General features: G+C 35.8%; 19 protein-coding genes and 1 pseudogene. 10 read left to right on the top strand and 10 right to left on the bottom strand.

Translation table 11 applies throughout. From position 1 onward, the window contains the following. Positions 1–11 precede the first annotated feature (11 nt). From D612_RS0106880 to ablB, 3 genes are all read right to left on the bottom strand, one after another. The gene (locus D612_RS0106880; RefSeq protein ID WP_017754752.1) at positions 12–1,349 is read right to left on the bottom strand and encodes an aspartate aminotransferase family protein; all 1,338 of its coding nucleotides are present in this window, start codon (positions 1,347–1,349) and stop codon (positions 12–14) included. A gap of 69 nt (positions 1,350–1,418) precedes the next feature. Next, a complete protein-coding gene (gene kamA, locus D612_RS0106875; protein WP_017754751.1) occupies positions 1,419–2,822 on the bottom strand; it encodes a lysine 2,3-aminomutase in 1,404 nt (467 codons plus the stop codon). A 115-nt stretch (positions 2,823–2,937) separates the two neighbouring features. After that, the gene (ablB, locus tag D612_RS0106870; protein ID WP_017754750.1) at positions 2,938–3,801 is read right to left on the bottom strand and encodes a putative beta-lysine N-acetyltransferase; all 864 of its coding nucleotides are present in this window, start codon (positions 3,799–3,801) and stop codon (positions 2,938–2,940) included. Between the two features lie 227 nt (positions 3,802–4,028). On the opposite strand from ablB, the gene D612_RS0106865 reads away from it, so the two are divergent. Further along, positions 4,029–4,298 (top strand): hypothetical protein, encoded by a 270-nt coding sequence (locus tag D612_RS0106865; protein WP_034726139.1) that lies wholly within the window; start codon positions 4,029–4,031, stop codon positions 4,296–4,298. Between the two features lie 88 nt (positions 4,299–4,386). Here D612_RS0106865 and D612_RS0106860 read toward each other — a convergent pair whose 3' ends face one another. Continuing rightward, positions 4,387–5,622, bottom strand: a complete 1,236-nt coding sequence (locus tag D612_RS0106860) for a TolB family protein (RefSeq protein ID WP_017754748.1) — start codon at positions 5,620–5,622, stop codon at positions 4,387–4,389. A 369-nt stretch (positions 5,623–5,991) separates the two neighbouring features. On the opposite strand from D612_RS0106860, the gene D612_RS0106855 reads away from it, so the two are divergent. The 3 genes from D612_RS0106855 (at position 5,992) to D612_RS0106845 (ending at position 8,859) form a co-directional block, all read left to right on the top strand. After that, the gene (locus D612_RS0106855) at positions 5,992–6,525 is read left to right on the top strand and encodes a SurA N-terminal domain-containing protein (RefSeq protein WP_017754747.1); all 534 of its coding nucleotides are present in this window, start codon (positions 5,992–5,994) and stop codon (positions 6,523–6,525) included. Positions 6,526–6,713: 188 nt separating this feature from the next. Next, positions 6,714–6,866 (top strand): hypothetical protein, encoded by a 153-nt coding sequence (locus D612_RS19400; RefSeq protein WP_017754746.1) that lies wholly within the window; start codon positions 6,714–6,716, stop codon positions 6,864–6,866. Between the two features lie 418 nt (positions 6,867–7,284). Beyond that, positions 7,285–8,859, top strand: coding sequence for a Vga family ABC-F type ribosomal protection protein (locus D612_RS0106845; RefSeq protein WP_026092424.1), 1,575 nt, complete (start codon positions 7,285–7,287; stop codon positions 8,857–8,859). Between the two features lie 420 nt (positions 8,860–9,279). On the opposite strand, the gene D612_RS0106835 is transcribed toward D612_RS0106845, so the two are convergent. Then, the gene (locus tag D612_RS0106835; RefSeq protein ID WP_017754743.1) at positions 9,280–9,747 is read right to left on the bottom strand and encodes a DUF523 domain-containing protein; all 468 of its coding nucleotides are present in this window, start codon (positions 9,745–9,747) and stop codon (positions 9,280–9,282) included. Between the two features lie 236 nt (positions 9,748–9,983). Beyond that, positions 9,984–10,292: an iron-sulfur cluster assembly accessory protein gene (locus D612_RS0106830; protein ID WP_017754742.1), complete on the bottom strand. Its 309-nt coding sequence runs from the start codon at positions 10,290–10,292 to the stop codon at positions 9,984–9,986. A gap of 203 nt (positions 10,293–10,495) precedes the next feature. Here D612_RS0106830 and D612_RS0106825 point away from each other — a divergent pair, with 203 nt between their 5' ends. Then, the gene (locus tag D612_RS0106825; protein ID WP_017754741.1) at positions 10,496–10,999 is read left to right on the top strand and encodes an undecaprenyl-diphosphatase; all 504 of its coding nucleotides are present in this window, start codon (positions 10,496–10,498) and stop codon (positions 10,997–10,999) included. Positions 11,000–11,151: 152 nt separating this feature from the next. On the opposite strand, the gene D612_RS0106820 is transcribed toward D612_RS0106825, so the two are convergent. Together D612_RS0106820 and D612_RS0106815 are read right to left on the bottom strand one after the other, a co-directional pair. Beyond that, positions 11,152–11,877 carry a methyl-accepting chemotaxis protein gene (locus D612_RS0106820; RefSeq protein ID WP_083888492.1) on the bottom strand — a complete coding sequence of 242 codons (726 nt, stop codon included), beginning with the start codon at positions 11,875–11,877 and terminating at the stop codon, positions 11,152–11,154. A 3-nt stretch (positions 11,878–11,880) separates the two neighbouring features. Continuing rightward, on the bottom strand, positions 11,881–12,423 hold the full coding sequence (locus D612_RS0106815) for a HAMP domain-containing protein (RefSeq protein ID WP_017754739.1): 543 nt from the start codon (positions 12,421–12,423) through the stop codon (positions 11,881–11,883). A gap of 197 nt (positions 12,424–12,620) precedes the next feature. On the opposite strand from D612_RS0106815, the gene D612_RS0106810 reads away from it, so the two are divergent. From D612_RS0106810 to D612_RS0106795, 4 genes are all read left to right on the top strand, one after another. Then, on the top strand, positions 12,621–13,313 hold the full coding sequence (locus tag D612_RS0106810) for a response regulator transcription factor (protein WP_017754738.1): 693 nt from the start codon (positions 12,621–12,623) through the stop codon (positions 13,311–13,313). Positions 13,314–13,395: 82 nt separating this feature from the next. Further along, positions 13,396–14,319, top strand: coding sequence for an ATP-binding cassette domain-containing protein (locus tag D612_RS0106805; RefSeq protein ID WP_017754737.1), 924 nt, complete (start codon positions 13,396–13,398; stop codon positions 14,317–14,319). Continuing rightward, positions 14,312–15,079 carry an ABC-2 transporter permease gene (locus tag D612_RS0106800; protein WP_017754736.1) on the top strand — a complete coding sequence of 256 codons (768 nt, stop codon included), beginning with the start codon at positions 14,312–14,314 and terminating at the stop codon, positions 15,077–15,079. The genes D612_RS0106805 and D612_RS0106800 overlap by 8 nt, the downstream gene beginning before the upstream one ends. An 18-nt stretch (positions 15,080–15,097) precedes the next feature. Next, a complete protein-coding gene (locus tag D612_RS0106795) occupies positions 15,098–16,000 on the top strand; it encodes a sensor histidine kinase (protein WP_233274987.1) in 903 nt (300 codons plus the stop codon). 209 nt (positions 16,001–16,209) lie between these two features. On the opposite strand, the gene D612_RS0106790 is transcribed toward D612_RS0106795, so the two are convergent. Beyond that, positions 16,210–17,085, bottom strand: coding sequence for a putative RNA methyltransferase (locus D612_RS0106790; protein WP_017754734.1), 876 nt, complete (start codon positions 17,083–17,085; stop codon positions 16,210–16,212). A gap of 433 nt (positions 17,086–17,518) precedes the next feature. Here D612_RS0106790 and nhaB point away from each other — a divergent pair, with 433 nt between their 5' ends. Then, complete coding sequence (nhaB, locus tag D612_RS0106785; protein ID WP_017754733.1) at positions 17,519–19,018, top strand: sodium/proton antiporter NhaB; 1,500 nt, start codon at positions 17,519–17,521, stop codon at positions 19,016–19,018. A 15-nt stretch (positions 19,019–19,033) separates the two neighbouring features. On the opposite strand, the pseudogene D612_RS20050 reads toward nhaB, so the two are convergent. After that, a pseudogene (locus tag D612_RS20050) lies at positions 19,034–19,108 on the bottom strand (DUF4256 domain-containing protein); the annotation flags it as partial. Between the last annotated feature and the right edge of the window lie 6 nt (positions 19,109–19,114).

Genomic DNA, 19,114 nt, shown 5'->3' with positions numbered 1-19,114 from the left:
ACCTTGTCCTTTTAAGTTATTTCACTTTCAACTTCTGAAACTACTTTTTCCAAAATTGAAACAAGCTGATCAATTTCCAACTTTGTAATAGTAAATGGCGGAGCAATGATTATTGCATCACCATGCACCCCTTCCTTCCCTGCTGCTGAAGGATACACTAACAATCCTTTTTCTCTAGCTTGATCAACTACTTTTTTGGTTACCATGCTACTCTTAGGAAAAGATTTCTTGGATTGTTTATCTGTCACAAATTCAATTCCTATCATTAATCCAACTCCGCGAACATCCCCAATGATTGGAGAAGATATAGCTAATTCTTTTAGTCTTTTCAGCAAATGTGCTCCTAGTTTATTTGCATTTTCTACCAATTTATTATTCTCGATATATCTAACAACCGCTAAAGAAGTGGCTGCTGATTGAGGATTTGCACTAAGGGTGTGACCACTCATAATAGAATTTGAACCCTTCAAAATTGGTGATATCACTTTTTCACTTACAAGTGTTGCGGCTATAGGTGTATATCCAGCACTCATACCTTTTCCTAGTGCAATGATATCAGCCTGGACATTCCAATGATTTAAGCCAAACATTTTACCAGTTCGCCCTATACCGGTCATTACTTCATCAGCTATAAACAATATATTATGTCTATCACATATTTCTCTCACTTTTTCGTAATACCCGGGTGGTGGAAGGATCACTCCTCCTGCGGCCCCGACAACAGGTTCAGCAATGAAAGCAGCAATTTGTTCTGCACCTATACGCTCAACGGCTGTTTCCAAATCAGTTGCACAAGCTAGCTTACACTCAGGAAAGCTGCTATTAAAAGGGCATCGATAACAATAAGGAGCTGCCACAGCCGGACAATCTTCTAACATACTTACAAATCTCTCGCGCCTTTTCACATGGCCAGACAATGAAAGTGCGCCAATTGTTATGCCGTGATAACTGATCCACCGTGACAATATTTTATTTTTTTGGTAGTTTCCTTGCTCCTGCCAATGCTGAATTGAGACCTTCATAGCTGTCTCAATCGCCTCAGAGCCACTATTTACAAAGAATGACCAATAATCATTGTCACTACTCAAAAGCTCATTTAATTTGTTGGCAAGCTGTTCTGCCGGCTCCGATGTAAATTGCGAGCGATAGACAAATGACACTTTCTTTGCTTGATCATTCATTGCTTCAACAATTTCTGGAACCACATGACCTATACATGCCGTAACCGCTCCAGAGCAACCATCAATATACTTTTTCCCAGTATCATCATATAAGTAAATACCATCTCCATGAGTGACTATTGGATAGAATTCATTCATCATTGGCTTGATCAATAACGAACGTTTCATGCATATCCCCTCTCTGAGGAAGATACCACCCCGAATCGAGGTGGCACCATCTACCAGAAATCTTCATTTTTATTCATCTATTTCTCCTATATCCTTCTTAAGCTGTGCTTGAAATTTTTTCTCCTTAAGTTCGTCACGCTTTTCCCGCTTTTGTTTTAAACTAGAATAAGTTGGACTTTGCTTAAAATTTTCGCGGCGGTCGTAGCGTTGTAACGAATTTGGTATAAGATTTAGGCGTTCATCATCCAATAATGAAGTAATCCCAGTTTTTGAAGATTTGATTTCGAGCTTTGGAAATACCTCATAAAAATACTCCTCTGCCCGACCTGCAACATAATTTTCTGGCTCTGGATAAGTTGTAATTACACCTTCGAAATTCCGCAAAACCGTCTTCGTCGGACTTTGTGAAAGTAAATAATTCGGATGTAACGTTATTTTGCCACCACCACCTGGAGCGTCGACAACAAAGGTAGGGACAGCATAACCCGAAGTATGTCCACGCAGCCCTTCAATAATTTCAATCCCCTTTGAAACAGGGGCACGGAAATGGCCAATCCCTTCAGATAAATCACACTGATAAATGTAATATGGACGCACGCGAATTTTCACCAATTGATGCATTAATTTTTTCATAATTGGTACGCTGTCATTAATTCCAGCTAAAATAACCGATTGATTACCAACTGGAACTCCTGCATTTACAAGCATTTCACAAGCTCGTTTTGATTCCTCTGTGATTTCAATAGGCGTATTAAAGTGCGTATTCAACCAAACAGGATGGTATTTTTTCAAGATATTACAAAGATTTTCTGTTATACGTTGTGGGAAAACAACAGGAGCCCTTGTGCCAATACGAATAATTTCAACATGAGGAATTTCCCGTAAATTTTTCAAAATATATTCAAGAATATTATCATTGATGAGTAACCCATCTCCACCTGACAACAGAACATCTCGAACCTCAGGAGTATTACGAATATATTCAATCGCATTATCAATTTGCTTTTTCGGAACACCCATCCCAATTTGCCCGGAGAAGCGGCGACGCGTACAGTAACGACAATACATTGAACATTGATTTGTTACGAGAAACAGTACACGATCTGGATACCGATGAGTTAAACCTGCAACAGGAGAATCTTCATCCTCTTCAAGCGGATCCTCTAAGTCATACTTTGTTTTATAAATCTCTTGACTAATTGGAACGGATTGCATTCGTATCGGGCATCTAGGATCGATAGGATTCATTAACGCTGCATAATATGGGGTAATGTTTAGTGGAATTGTTTTTGTAGATATTTTCACACCTTCTTCTTCTTCAGGTGTTAGGTTGATTACCTTTTTTAAATCATCAATCGTGCGAATTGTATTTGTTAATTGCCAAATCCAATCATTCCATTTTTCCTCAGGCACATCCTTCCAAAGCTCGATGTCCTTCCAATGGCGCGGTGGTTTATATAAATCATTTAGCATGTAATTAACCCCCTTCAATTATTGTTTTGCTTTTACACTTGTAAATCACCTTTAAGGTGAGGGAGTAATTAATGGAACTTTATAAAAAAATTAATATGCGAATTAGCTTAAATATTCATTCACTAGTACTAAGGCGTAAATCTTTAACCCAAACATTCATATTCTCTAATTTATCAAAAATATAACAGTTGTTTGTTAATCTTCCTGTATATTGATAGCCAAGCTGAAAAAGCGAAGCATTCATACCGTATGATAATGCTCGGGCTAGAGAATACGCGCAATAAATCTCTTGATCTTTTAATTCTTTTTCTAAAAGTGAAAGTAAATACTTCATCAAACCGTTTTTACGATGGTCAGGCAATGTTGCACAATCAGTTAATTCCGCATTGTGCCATTTTGAATTAATATCAACGGATGCTGCACTTACTAACTCCTTATCACCCTCCACAACGTAAAAAATTGTGCCTTGCTTAATCATTTTCTCTACGTACTCAGAATTATTCATTGGTGTTGGATAAATCGAGAACACTTTCTCGTATAAACCCGCAAGGCTTTTTGCATCTTTACTATTTGCTTTTCTATAAATATAGTTGCTAACTATTTTGTTTATACCGAGGCTTTTCTTATTCGTTTTGATTGATGCAAGAATGTTATTTTCCTTAATCCAATGTTCAGTAGACCTTCTCTCATTTTTTTTATATGTTGTCATAATATAGTTGTCTGATCCGTTAAAAAATCCATTTATGATTCCTTCAAGTTCAAAACCTTTACATAAAAGCTGCCTCCAATGTTCAGACTTAGAATAAAATATTAGTTTAGTAAAGCTATTATTATTCATAATTAAATCCAGCTCTTCGACAATCCTATCTAAATTCCCCCGATAATCGTCAACCCGGAGACGTTCATTGAAATAATCTAAAAAAAGCTGAATAGTATAGTTTGAGTTTTGTAAAATTTTTGTTTCATAAGGCGGTTTCACACGTTTCAATCCCTCCATTCAAAAATCTAATAGTTGTAAGTACTTTTACTTCTTAATTTTTTGCTTCTTTTATATATATTTTTATTAAGCTTTTCCTACAACCATCGTAAAAAAATCAAGCCTAATAAGATTATATTTGATTACTAGTTTTTTTATACATTATGGGCAAATATCTATACGTATTAGATTTTAGACACATACACTATTTGAAAACTAGTAAGGGAGAAATGGTTATGGAACAATATATTGAAGATCAGAGATATGGTATTCATCATGGTCATGGCGGTTACTACCCTAGTTATGGTTTCCATCATGGTCATGACGGTTACTACCCTGATTATGGCTTCCATCATGGTCATAGCGGTTATTATCCTGGCTATGGCTTTCATCATGGTCATGGCGGTTATTATCCTGGCTATGGCTTCCATCATGGTCATGGCGGTTACTACCCTGGTTATGGCTTCCATCATGGTCATAGTAGTGTTTATCCAAGATAAATTACTGCCAGGTTCAAAATAATAAAATTATAACCATAAAAAAACAAATACGGACTCCAGCCCCATACATACTAGGGCTGGAGTCCTTTTAATAAAATTCAATCTGGTCAACATTTTTAATCCATTCCTCTGCATTAGAGCCATCACGGTTAGCCTTCCAAACGACCCTATCTTCATTGGAAATTGATGTTCCTCTTAACCAGACAAGTTGTCCCAGAGACTTTACATAACGTGGATTGTAATCTCCGTACCCTCCGGGTGGTTTTGTAATTTGCATTTGTTTATTATCATCAATATTAATAGAATAAAGAGTCGGTAACGGATGCTCACTGAAATCATTCGACCACTCTCGTTCCTCAATTCTTGAAGTCACAATCGCTTGGTCAGATACCCAATCGAAGTCAAGGTCTGCGTAATTCTCAGGTGTATACGTTCCTGATGCCGGCATTTCCTGCACCTTCAAATCCTTATTTTTAAAACCAAGGACAATCCGGCCACCACCAGCAATAAAGGCAATCGTGTCTTTTGTTGGAGCCCATTTTGGCTCTCCCACACCAAAAATAACCTCATCTAACACTGTGAAATTTTTGCCGTTACTTGCTATCACACAAAGCATATTGCTGTCCATTGACCACGATGCTGTCGGTGAAACAATAAAGGAAATCCATCTGTTGCTAGGTGAAAAAGCAAAATGATCAGCATAAACCGAAATTACTTTATTATCGTTTAAGCCAACCTCCCTAGGGAGAGTAAAGAAGTGTTCCACTCCACCAAATAAAACAATATCCTCATAATTTTTATTTACCTTCTTTTTATAAAGGATCGCACTTGACCAACCATCCGGTTTCAAGTCTCCTGATGATGATAGCAAAAAACCACTTCCATCCGGCAACCAAGTATACCCGTGGACACCCGTTGCGATATTATAAAATCGTTTGAAATCGGAAATGTCCAATATTCCTGCATCGTTAAACGCAATAATATTTTCATTTGGTGCCCATGTTGGTGAGTAGCCATCATAGTATATTTTCTTTTTTTTCCCGCTTTCAAGCTCATAAGCCCATATTTCAACCTGTAATTCACCCTTTTGTAGCTCTGAAGGAACTTCAACTTGGTACAATATCCACATTCCATCATGGGACCATTTTGGTTTGTTATATATGTTACCTGAATTTGTGATTTGCTGTTCTTTCCCATTTATAAACACCCATAAATTTCTATCCCTTATGAAGCTAGCTTTAACATCCGCACTTTCTCCTGCTGCTAATATATTTAGTGGGAAAATCATTGTTAATATAATAACGAACATAATAATCCTACTCACTCTGAATACACTCCTCATTGCTGTTTTATATTATCATTGCAGTTAAATTATATTGTTGATTTTCGTTCCAGGCGGACGCTTTCCTCGGGCAAGCACCGAGCCGATTCCCTCGCTATGCTCAGTCTAGGATCTCGGTTCGCTTGCTTAACCCTTAGGAGCCGCCGCCTTCACAATCAACATTCAATTAGGATCGCCGTATACATTTAACATTGCGATTGCGATATTATTTAATATCCTTCGAAGCCTTGCTATTATGCGTTTGAAAAAAATGGTATTATTAGGTAGTAGTGCAGCAACGAAATCTAGTACCCTAGCAGAAACCTCGCGAATGTGGTCATGAGAAATTCAAGTATACAAGGATGATATTGAATGAAAAAAATCTTTTTGTTTATTCTTTTAATGACATTTGTAGCTTTTACTGTTGCTTGTACTGCCAACTCGAAGTATAACGATGCAGATGTTGTCGCGGTTGTAAAAGGGAAAGAAATCACGGTTAAAGATATTCGGTCTATATATGGTGTAAAGGACGAGGAAATGAAGCAATTTGTTAAAGGTTATGTACAACAAGAGCTTGTCATTTATGAAGCGACCGAAATGGGGATTGTCGTCGACGATGCAGATATTGAATCTTTAATACAACTGTTTTCGCTCGAAAGTCAGCCTGAAGAAAATCGCAAATTCTTTGAAAGACAAGCCGATTATTTGGATATGACACTAGAGGAGTATTATGACTTCTTCCTTAAAGAGACTAGTATTAAAGCCGAATATATGAATCAATATATCGAGAAAAAATTTGGAACCCCATCCAAAGAAAACGTAGAGGAATTTACGAAAAATCTCAACGATCATATGGATAGTCTATTAGAAAAATATAACAATGACGTAAAAATACTTGTAAAATAAACATCTTTCCGCCTGCCACGATTTTAATAATAGCTAACGATTAAAAACCAAGGAGCATTATAAAAAGGAAAACACCACCAATGAGAACAAGGCTATTAACGGAATAAAAAACCGAAGTATTGTTGCCGCTAATAAGCATAAAAGGATGTGCTATACTGAAATTAAGGAAAAACTCGGAGGGATCTCTGATGAGCGAAGAAAAACAAGATCAATCAAAGCTCAACATTAAAGAACATGGTCTTACATATGATGACTATGCAGCTAATGATGATGGAAACCGTTATGAATTAGCAAACGGGCAATTGGATTTGATGAACCCAGTTCCAACCGTTTTAATGTGAACCGAATAACTATTCATTAATAACCCGAGACCACAAATGCCTTTTTAATGAGAGCGTTCAGAACGACCTTGGCTTCTCCTTATAGCTAGGCAATCATTGACATCATTATTGTAATATTTTATTGTTAAAGTAACAAAAAAACGAAAGGGTGACCCAATTACATGAAGTTCTAATCCTATTTTTCGAGACAATCAATTGAAGAAACATTTGGAACAGCAGAAGATTTCTCTGCACTTTTCGTGTTGCTTTCACGTGTATCTTTCAATTGAAGTTTTCAGAATAGGATTGGACATCCATGTAACTGGACCCAAAAAGAGAGTAGTCTCTTTTGGCGTGCGTGCACCTATTGCCTCCTATTCTGAATGTAGATAGGGGGCATTTTTTGTCCCTAGCACATGATGAAAATGGGGATGATTTTATGAAATTACTAGAAGCAAATCATATTAAGCATTTTGTAAACGATCGTTTATTAATTGACGTTGAGCAATTACAAATCCACAAAAGTGATCGCATTGGTTTAGTTGGCAAAAACGGTAGCGGTAAAACAACATTATTAAACATCTTGGCTAAAGCACAAGCTCCTGACAGCGGAACTGTTGCAACACATGCAATCTGTGAGCTTTTACCACAGCTAAAACAAATGGACACAACGACAAGAAGTGGCGGTGAGGTCACACAAGATTATATTACTAAATCTCTTGCCAAAAACCCGGCCATTTTATTTGCCGATGAACCTACAACTAACCTTGACACGAACCATATTGAATGGCTCGAAAAAAAACTAAAGAACTGGCAAGGCGCTTTCGTTATAGTCTCCCATGACCGAGCATTTCTCGATGCACTTTGTACGACAATTTGGGAAATTGACGAAGCGCACATTAAAGAATATAAAGGGAACTATTCCGATTATATGGAACAAAAAGAACTTGCTCATCGTCAACACGAAATGGCTTATGAAAAATACGAGAAAAAGAAAAGTCAGTTGGAGGAAGCACTTAAGTTAAAAGAGAAGAAAGCTGCGCGAGCTACAAAAGCACCGAAAAAGGTAAGCCCTTCAGAAGCAAAAATTACAGGTGCCAAACCATACTTTGCCAAAAAACAAAAAAAGCTTAACAAAGCTGCGAAAGCAATTGAAACGAGATTGGAAAAACTCGAAAAGGTTGAAAAAGTGAAAGATGTAACACCTGTAAAAATGAATTTACCAAATGAAGAGGCTTTTAAAAATCGGATTATTCTACGCATAACAGATATGTCTGGGGAAATTGGTAACCGCATTCTCTGGAAACCGATAAGCTTTCACGTCCGCGGTGGTGATAAACTTGCAATTATTGGGTCAAATGGCTGTGGAAAAACGACACTCGCGAAAAAAATGATCAATCATGACAAAGGGATCACGATTTCTCCAACAATGAAAATCGGTTATTTTAGCCAAAACTTAACTATTTTAAATAGCGAAAAATCAATATTAAAAAATGTCAGCTCCACTTCGAAACAAACAGAAACGTTTATTCGAATTGTCCTAGCAAGATTACATTTTTTCAGAGACGACGTTTATAAACAAGTGAAGGTTTTAAGTGGAGGTGAGCGTGTCAAAGTCGCTTTAGCTAAACTATTTGTGAGTGATATTAATACGTTAATCTTAGACGAACCAACGAACTTTCTCGATATTGAAGCAGTTGAAGCGTTGGAATCTCTGCTGCAGGAGTACGAAGGTACGGTTATCTTTGTCAGTCATGATCGCCGTTTTGTCGAAAATATTGCCACTCGTATATTATCGTTTGATAACAATGAAATTACCATTTTTAATGGAACATATGCGGATTTTAAGCGGTTTGAGCCGCAAGAAAAACGTGATTCTAAAGAAGACCAACGACTTTTATTAGAAACAAAAATTTCTGAAGTATTAAGCCGGCTTAGCATTGAGCCGTCTGAGGAGTTAGAGATGGAATTTCAGAAGCTACTAAAAGAAAAGCGTGAGCTAGATCAACAATAAAACTTAGTTTTGGTAGAACACTCATATAACTCGGCAATTTACCCACGAGTTTGGGTGGAGTACCATATAACTCGGCGGTTTACCCACGAGTTTGGGTGGAATACCCATATAACTCGGTGCTTTACCCACGAATTTGGGTGGAATACCCATATAACTCAGGGATTTACCCACGAGTTTTGCTGGAATACCCATATAACTCGGCGTAAAGCAGGCTGGCTTAATCCTAAGAGAATTGACAAATTTTGTGGTACAATACAAACCATTTTCTGGGCCAAAAAAGTACAACGATGGAAGCACTAATAATATCCCACTAATTATTAGTGTTTTCCATGACTTTTTTGATAGTCCCCTTACATCTAACAGGATCACAACAACAATCAAAAATAAAAAAATAAACCAACCCAATAAAAACCCATTTAATCACCTTTCGTAATCCAAGTTATTAGCAAAGCTTTCTTCAGAAAGAACTTTGATCCCATTTCTTTTCATCAAAGCTGCTGTGACGCCATTGCCAGCCACTTTCATTCCGTTGAACTCCCCATTATAAATCTTCGTGCTTCCGCAGGATGGACTGGATTCTTTTAGTACAACTACGGTAGCATTAACTTCTTTAACTGTTTTTAATGTTGCATAAGCCCCTTTTAAAAATTCCTCCGTCACATCTTTACCTAATTTATTAATAACCTTAGCCTTGCCATCAAGGACTGCATCTCCGTCGCCGCCGACAATTTCAGCTGGTTCTCTAGGGATTGATAAACCGCCGAGTACTTCTGGACAAACTGTAATTGCTTTGTTCTCTGCCAACAGCTTACTAATTTTATCTTGTAAACAATGCGTACCATTATATCTTACTTTTAAACCCGCCAAACAAGAACTCACTACTATCATACACTTCACCTCAATTTTAAGGTAATATCCTCCATGCTAAATAGAAATATACAATTGATTGTTAGAGAACTACTTCACTTAACAAAATCACTTAAGAAACATTCTTTAATCTAAGCCAACATCTATATTATTGAAATTATGTAAAATCATACCACGTTAATGTAACGTCCTTAAAAAATATAGCGAACAGGCCTAATACCGTCCGCTATAGCAATAAAAAAGTGTACATTTCAATATTAATGATGATGATGTCCTTGCGGTTCTTTAGAAGGATTTGTAATTTCAAACCCTTCCTCAGGCACATAAAAATATTTGATCCACACACCATCTAAAAATTCCTCACGTTTATCTAAAATCACATCAATCCCTTTATCTGTGTGAACAACTTCATCATGTTCAGCAGGCACATCCAATTTGATATCATAATGGGCATGATCGTCGTGCATATATGTGATATATACGCGAATCATCTTCCCTTCTGCATCTGCATTACTTAGCATTTCATTTAATACTTTTGCGGCATTACGATTAATTTTGCATTTCATAGCACATTCCTCCACCAGCAAGTTGTCAATCTACTCCTTATTGTATCCAACTTAATCCATTAGGTAAACTAACCAATACTAATGAGGTAGTTAATATCGGCTAGCTCATTTTTATAACTAAAAACCCCAAAGGGACATCTTTTACATATTTTTTTGTTAAAAAGGGTATTTTATTTATTATCTTAGAACAAGGGGTAATTTATATGAATGATAAACTTTTTAAAATATTAAACCAGTTCTCCGGCCGTACTCCATTCATTGATTCTCTTATGATTATACTCTCAAATAAAATTCGTTATTTATTTATCTTTGTACTAATTATTATGTGGGTAAGGAATAAGTTTTATAAGAAGGTAGCTTTATATGCAATACTTTCTGCTGGACTTACTTTAATTATCAATCCACTAATAAAGCTATTTTATTATAAATCGCGCCCGTTTTTAAAGAGTCGCGTTGGGATTCTCATACCTTCAAAAACGGATTCCACCTTTCCTAGTAAACATACGCTTCTGACTTTCGCTATATCTACAACTATATTCATTTATGAACGTGTACTAGGAACATTCATGTGGATTTTATCTGTATTGACCGGTTTTTCACGTATTTGGGTGGGGCACCATTATCCCATTGATATTGTTGGCAGTGCAATTATTGCGACAATAACAAGCCTAGTCGTGGATAGAGCAGCCCACTATCTGAAAAATTAGCAGTTGGTTTTTCGATCATGTTAATTAAACGTTTGTTTAATCGTCTTTTTGTTGTGATTTTATGGTCTTTTTGAAACTCGCCCACCAAATGAATAAATTTTCTTTTTAAGAACATTTAACCACCCCAAATTAGAATAACAAACAACCCGTTCTTAAACCTTAAAAGTACTTGTTACGTTTTGTAGATCAACCGATACTCTTGATAGTGTCTCAGCTGATTTTTCTATATCCTTTATAGATGATAATTGTTCCTCAGAAGATGCAGCCACAGAATTTGCAATATTATGAGAGTTATCAGAATTCAACCTTGAACTTTGCGCTATTTCTCTCATCATGTTTTCCATGTTAATCGAGCCATCTTTAATATGCTTTATTTTCGATTCTACGTCATAAAAGTGACTAGTTACATTTTGAATCATTTCAGTAATTTCATTAAAAACAGATTCTGTCTCATGAAATTTGACTATTCCTTCATGTAAAGCCAGTGTACCATTATGCATAGAATAAACAGCATTTTTTGATTCTAGTTGAATTTCTTCTACAATTTTAGCAATTTCACCTGATGCGATTGAAGATTGTTGTGCTAATTTTCTAACTTCTTCTGCGACTACTGCAAAGCCTTTGCCATGTTCGCCCGCTCTAACAGCTTCAATCGCTGCGTTTAAAGATAATAAATTTGTTTGCTCAGCAATTTCATTAATAATTTTTAAAGCATTGCCTATTTGGGCTGTTTGATCTTCGAATTTTTTAATAACATTTGCAGTGTTCTCAACCTGATGTTGGACTTCGGTCATTTTTAATTCTGTTTCATTTACAATTTTTGTACCATTAATAGCTTTACTGCTTGTTTCGTCTGCAAGCTTCGTACCTTGGCTAATGGTTTACGATACTTCATTCATGCTATTCGAACTTTGAATTGAAAAATCTAATGCCTGTTCAACACTTGCTAATTGTAACTCTTCACTACTAGCAATCTTTTTCGTAGCTTCTAAGATTTGCTCAAGCGCATGCTTACTATTTTTAATAGTAGACTTTAATTCGTCAGAGGATGAAGCAACGTATAATGAATCCTCCTGAATTTTTCTGACCAAGTTACGGAGATTTTGAATGACATTTTCAAAGCTTAATGCCAACAATCCAATATCGTCTTTTGATTGAATATTAACTGAAACTGTCAAGTCACCAGTTGAAACAGGCGCAACTAATTTTCTCATTTTCCCTAACACTCTACTAATTACAAACTTATAAATTAAATAGTTAAAAATACCCATAAATAATCCAGCGAAAATACAACTAATAGCAAATAAAAGTCTTTTCCCATCTTGAACTTCTACAAATAGATTTGCAAATATAGGGAATATTACACCCATTAATATCCCTAATGATAAAAAACTATAAAGAATTCTCTGCTCATAACTAATCATTTTATAATCACACCTATTTTATTTTTATATTTGGTCAAACATAGCTCATAATACTTTCTAATAATTTTAATATTTTGTTATTTCATAAGGTTTATAATACCACGTATGGTATTTTGTGTACTACTTCCAATATTATAATTTAAACAAATTTTAAGATTCGAATTCATAAATCCGGAATTATGAAAGGGAGAAAATAAGTGGAACAGCCAATAAACGTTTTAGTTGTTGAAGATGATAATGATATTAATCAGTTGCTATGTAAAATTATTAAAAAAAGCAACTACTTTCCACAGCCTGCTTATTCAGGTACAGAAGCTCTAATTTATTTAGAAAAACAGAAGTGGGACTTGGTACTATTGGATCTTATGCTTCCAGGTTTAAAGGGTGAGGAAGTACTTTCAGAAATTAATTCAAGGGGGCCTACTCCGGTGATTATTATTTCGGCAAAAAACACAAAACAATCAAAAATTAATAGCTTACGATCAGGCGCGGATGACTTTATTTCTAAACCATTTGATGTTGAAGAAGTATCTGCACGTATAGATTCTCTATTAAGAAGATCGAAATATAGCAATGAAGCTACATATAGAAATCAGTTGACTCATAAGGATATTCAAATTGATTTGGATGCAAAAACTGTTGTTGCAAATGGTACAGAGCTTACATTAACAGTCCGGGAATATGCTATATTAGTTCTTCTCATGTCATCTCCACAAAAAGTCTTCTCAAAATCTAACCTTTTTGAAAGTGTATGGAATGAGCCTTTCTACGGGGATGATAATACAGTTAATGTTCACATGAGTAACCTACGAAATAAACTTGCCAAAGCAAATCCCAATGAAGAATATATAGAGACCATATGGGGAATGGGCTATCGTCTTAAATCTTAAGGTTTTCTTAAGGTTTATCTTAAGCCTTTCTTATGTTTTAGATCGCATACTAAGGTTAAAGCGAATAAGGAGGCTAACAATTATGAGTGAATATATTCTAAAAACAAAAGAACTTTCTAAAAAATATAAAAATGATTTTGCCCTAAAAAAAATTAATGTAACCATCAGAAAGGGAGAAATTTATGGATTTATTGGTCAAAATGGGGCCGGCAAGTCAACATTGCTACGTTTAGTAACAGGACTTGCCTTCCCATCAGATGGAACAATCGAGCTATTTGGGAATGACAGCCCGAATCAGTTAACAGAGGCACAGAAAAGAATGGGTGCCGTTATCGAAAATCCTGCACTTTTTCCAAATATGAGCGCTTATGAAAATTTAGAAGTCCATCGCTTACAAAAGGGTATCCCTGGAAAAGACTGTATCAAAAATACATTAGAGCTTGTAGGACTCAGGGATACAGGGAAGAAAAAAGTGAAAAACTTTTCCCTTGGAATGAAGCAAAGACTTGGTCTTGCTATTAGCCTATTAAGCGATCCGGAATTCTTAATTCTTGACGAGCCAACAAATGGACTCGATCCAATGGGAATCGTTGAACTGAGGGAATTAATAAAGAAACTGAATCAAGAAAAAGGACTTACCGTTTTAATATCGAGTCATATCCTAAGTGAATTGCACCAATTAGCTACATGTTACGGGATAATCCATAAAGGGAGACTACTGGAGGAACTTTCAGCGAAAGAGCTTGATGAAAAATGCAGACAACATTTACGAATAAAAGTTGATAATCCGCCTATGGGCGCAACAGTGTTGGAAAACAATTTATCGACAACTAATTTTGAAGTAATGGCAGATGGAACAATAAAACTATACAACTACCTTGATGATGTACGAGAAGTTTCACGTACCTTGACAAACAATGGTCTTATAATCGAACATCTCTCACAAACTGGTGACAGTCTCGAAAATTATTTTTCAAAGCTTGTAGGGGGTGTGGACCATGAGTAACCTTATCCGGGCAGAATTGTATAAATTACAACGAAATAAGACATTCTGGGTATTATTCGGAACGGTAGCAGGATTAAGTGGATTGTTACATTTTCTCGTTATTATTGATTGGTGGCAATTAACAGGAACTGAGTTTGATCAGGCTGGATTAAGTGAATTGAACGCTTTATCCCCATTCACAATACCATTATTCTTTAATTTAATTGTCAGTAGTTTGGCTGGTTTTTATATCTCAACTGAATTTTCGCAAAGCAGTGTGATCAAAAATCAAGTGATAAGCGGTAATAAAAGGTCGCATATTTATATTGCAAAATATCTTGTTTTTTCGCTTGGCGCTAGTCTTGTTACGATTGTAATCCCATTATTAACAGCTATCATCATGGTTAGCTTATTTGGATATGGGGAAATATTGAACGCATCTAATCTTATGTATCTTGGAAGAGCGTTTAGTTTATTTGCATTACAATTTTTGTGTTTTACAGCGATAGTATTATTAATCGCGATTGTAACAGAAGATAGTGGAAAAACTATTATATTTACACTTTTACTTTCCATTATAATGTTTGCGATTGAAAAACTCTTTACCTTTCCAATTGTCAGGATGGTTTATGAGAATACATTCTTTTTTGAGTTTACAGAAGTATTCAAGGTTATGATGACGAACGATGCGATTATAAAAGCTATTCTTATAGGGTCCGTATCATTAATTGTCATTTCATTATGTGGTATGTTCGTTTTCAACAGAAAAGAAATTAAATAACTTACAAATAAGCGGGTGATGGTCTTGATTTATTTAGTAATCATAATGTCGTTAGTAACAGCATTTTTACTCACCCGCTTATTTACTTTTAAAAAAGAAATAAAAAAAATTAGCAACCAGCTACAATCCTATAACAATCGAAAAACAAACAAAAAAGTTGATTTGGCACTTATAGATAAAGATATCGAAAACCTGGGATTAGAGATCAATAAACTAATTGATTTGTACGTAGCTGAAAACAGGAATAAAATACGTTTTGAAAATGATCATAAACAAGCAGTAGCAAATATATCTCATGACTTGAGAACGCCATTAACTTCGATTTTAGGTTACATCCAAATAGCACAATCGGAAGATGTTACAGCAGATGAAAAAATGGAATTACTATCAATTGCCCAAAACCGAGCCAAAAGATTGGAGTCATTATTAAATGATTTTTTTGAGCTATCTGTTATTGAGTCTGCTGATCATCATCTTAAGAGCGAAAGAATTAATCTAAAGAATTTAACAATAGATGTAGTAATGAGTTTTTATGACCGTTTTAATGAGAAAAACATGAAACCAATCATCGACATGCCAGAAGACGATGTTTTCATGACCGGAGATGCATCAGCCGTTACGAGAGTCATTGAGAATCTGATCTCTAATGCTATTACACACTCAGATGGAAATATGGCCATCAGTCTTGAGGAAAACAATTCAACAGTTAGACTGATTATAAAAAATGATGCACATTTATTAACTGAAAAAGATGTTGACCGCATGTTTGAGCGATTTTATATGGCAGACCAATCTCGGACTGACAAAAGCACTGGGTTGGGCTTGTCAATTGTTAAAGGTCTCATGGAAAAAATGAACGGTGCTATTACTGGTGAGCTAATTAATGAGCAGTTGTCCATTATATGTGAATGGAAAATATGAAGCTCTAAAGTTTCAACACATGTTACTTTTCTCAAATGGCAGTTGTCCTTTAATGTGAATGGAAAATATAAGGGGGCATTTAAACAATTAAATACTGTAATATAATAAACAAAGGATCCAGACGAATTGGGTCCTTTGTTCATAAAAAACAACCCTCTCCTGTTATACAGCCTATTATATTTTTTGTATTGAATATTTTATTTTTAGTATTAGTTATTATTCGATCCAACTAAAATATCTAAATCTACTGTGATCTCAGAGGAAGCACGATTCAGAAAAACACCTATATCTGCCTTCTCTGAATTCCAAGAGAGCGGAGACATTTTCACAAGATTTTCAAGTTCTTCGTGATCTAACTTTCTTGTATAACTTAAGTTGAAAACATCTTTTAGATAAAAATTTTTTTTGAAAAGATCCACCGTTTCATCGTTTTGATAAACCTTCTTTTCATTATCATCAAAAAGTGCTTCTCGTAATTCTACTAAATAATTTGGACGAGGAACAACTTTAATTATGAGACCTTTTGGAACTAAAACCCTTTTAAACTCCTTGTAATTTGAGGGCGATAGGATATTAAGAATAACATGAAATGACCGATCCTCTAAAGGCGAATTTGCTAAATCACCTACAAGCCAAATGGACTTTTTGTATTTCTTAGCTGCCAACAAAATGCCTGCCTTTGAAATATCCAAACCAACTCCAATTGTTGCTATATTGTTGCATTCTTCGATGATCCTTTGTAAATGTGAACCTTCCCCGCATCCTGCATCCAGAATCATTATAGGATAAATAGAATCATCCACATGCTCCTTTATGATTTCTGATATCTTCGCATGTACCACTGAATATAAGCTACTTTCCATAATAATTTTTTGTCTTGATTCAAACAAATTTTTATCGTAATGACTATTTGAAGACCGAGTCATCAAGTTTATATATCCTTGTTTCGCTATATCAAACGTATGATTATTCGAGCATACGAGGCTTTTTAAGTCAACTACTTCCATTGAACTATTACAAAGTGGACATTTAAATGCATGCACAAATTTGCGAATTACTTCAGCACTTTTTTCTTTATTGGTCATCGTTCCTCACCTTTTAACTTTATATGTGGACTTTAACTAAATAATCCTCAAATGTCAAACCTTGAATTGTGATTACAGAGAGTAATACTTCCAACCAAAATAGTACCATTTATAAAAAAGCATCATGTACAAATATTTTATTTGAAGCAAAAGAAACGTTCGAAGAACTGAACTACTTAGGTTAATCCATCCATCGCAATTTCTAATTTTTATAACTCGATCTGATTGAATAAAAAAATGGGAATGTGGCAAAATACCACAGCAAGTGACTTACCTGTGATTTTTTGCAATTTTTATAATCAATTTTTACAATCGATTTTTACAATATTTATTTTTACAATATTTATTTTTACAATATTTATTTTTACAATATTTATTTTTGCAATGTATAGGTGTCGTACTTTTCATGTAGGTGGTGTGTCAACTGAAACAGATGAGTTTAGGAAATGCGTTTACAGCTAATTTTCTAGGTAGTGCTCCGAACTGGTACAAAACAACAATTCTCGCTTTTCTTCTATTGAATCCTATCTTGGTGCTTACTGTTGGTAAGACTGTTGCTGGATGGGTGTTGATTGTTGAATTTATCTTTACGCTTGCAATGGCGCTTAAATGTTATCCCCTCCCTGCTGGTGGACTTCTTGCGATTGAAGCCGTTATTATCGGACTTACTAATCCTTATTCCATTTATCATGAAATTGAATTGAATCTTCCAGTCATTCTGCTACTAATGTTCATGGTTGCTGGAATTTACTTCATGAAAGAAGGCCTTGTGTACCTATTTTCTAAAGTCCTTACGAAAGTACGATCTAAGGTCGTGCTTGCCCTCCTATTCTCTATATTGGGTGCAATTCTTTCCGCTTTTCTAGATGCACTAACTGTAACGGCGGTGATTATTGCCGTAGGGTTAGGATTCTATAGCATCTTCCACAAGTTTGCTTCTAGTGAAAAAGTATACGAACAGTATGATATTAATAACGACCATATAATTGATGAAAAATATCATGAAGATTTGGATCAGTTTCGTGGCTTTCTGCGCAATCTTATGATGCATGGTGCTGTAGGAACAGCTTTGGGTGGCGCAGCAACGTTAGTTGGTGAACCACAAAATTTAATGATCGGCACTATTATGGGTTGGGACTTCGTTCAATTCTTCTTACGAAGCGCACCTGTGTCAATTCCAGTAATGATTGTTGGTTTTCTAACAGCGATTCTCCTTGAAGTCACGAAATTATTGGGGTACGGCTATCAGCTTCCAGAGTCAGTCCGTAAAGTTATGGAGGATGACGTAAAAGCGAAAGATGCCTCGATGGACACTCGCGGACGTATTCGTCTACTTATTATGGCTATAGTCGGTATTATTCTAATTATATCTTTAGCTATGCACCTAGCAGAAGTTGGTATTATAGGTTTAATGATTATCATTCTACTTACAGCTTTCAACGGGGTTATTGAAGAAGGGCGAATCGGCCATGCGTTTGAAGAAGCACTACCGTTTACTGCACTACTAGTCGTATTTTTTGGGATTGTTGCGGTTATTCATGACCAACATCTGTTTTCGCCAATTATTCAATGGGTACTGGAAAGCATGGAAGGCCAGAATCAACTCGTTGCATTTTTTCTAGCAAACGGTGTCCTTTCTGCCATTAGTGACAACGTCTTTGTTGCGACCGTATATATGTCCGAAACACAGAAAGCGTTTGAAGCTGGTGGTATTGCTCTCGACCACTACCAAAAGATGGCCGTTGCAATCAACATGGGTACAAACATCCCTTCTGTTGCGACACCAAACGGTCAGGCAGCATTCCTGTTCTTGTTAACATCGGCACTTGCGCCGTTGATTCGCCTGTCTTATATGGAAATGGTGAAGCTGGCACTGCCATATGCGATCGTGATGTCTGTAACAGGATTGTTGGCAACTATGTACTTGTTGTAAGTAAAGGTTCACCTATTCTGCATTAGCTTCCAGTTTTGCTTGGACTTTAGTCCATTCAAGACCTTTATGGCGGTGCATGTTTTTCCAAAAAAACTC

This window comes from Calidifontibacillus oryziterrae, assembly GCF_000331575.1.
In the GTDB taxonomy this organism is placed as follows: Bacteria; Bacillota; Bacilli; order Bacillales; family Bacillaceae_J; genus Calidifontibacillus_A; species Calidifontibacillus_A oryziterrae.
Note: the sequence above shows the minus strand (reverse complement) of the source record. Positions and strands in the feature narration are given on the sequence as shown.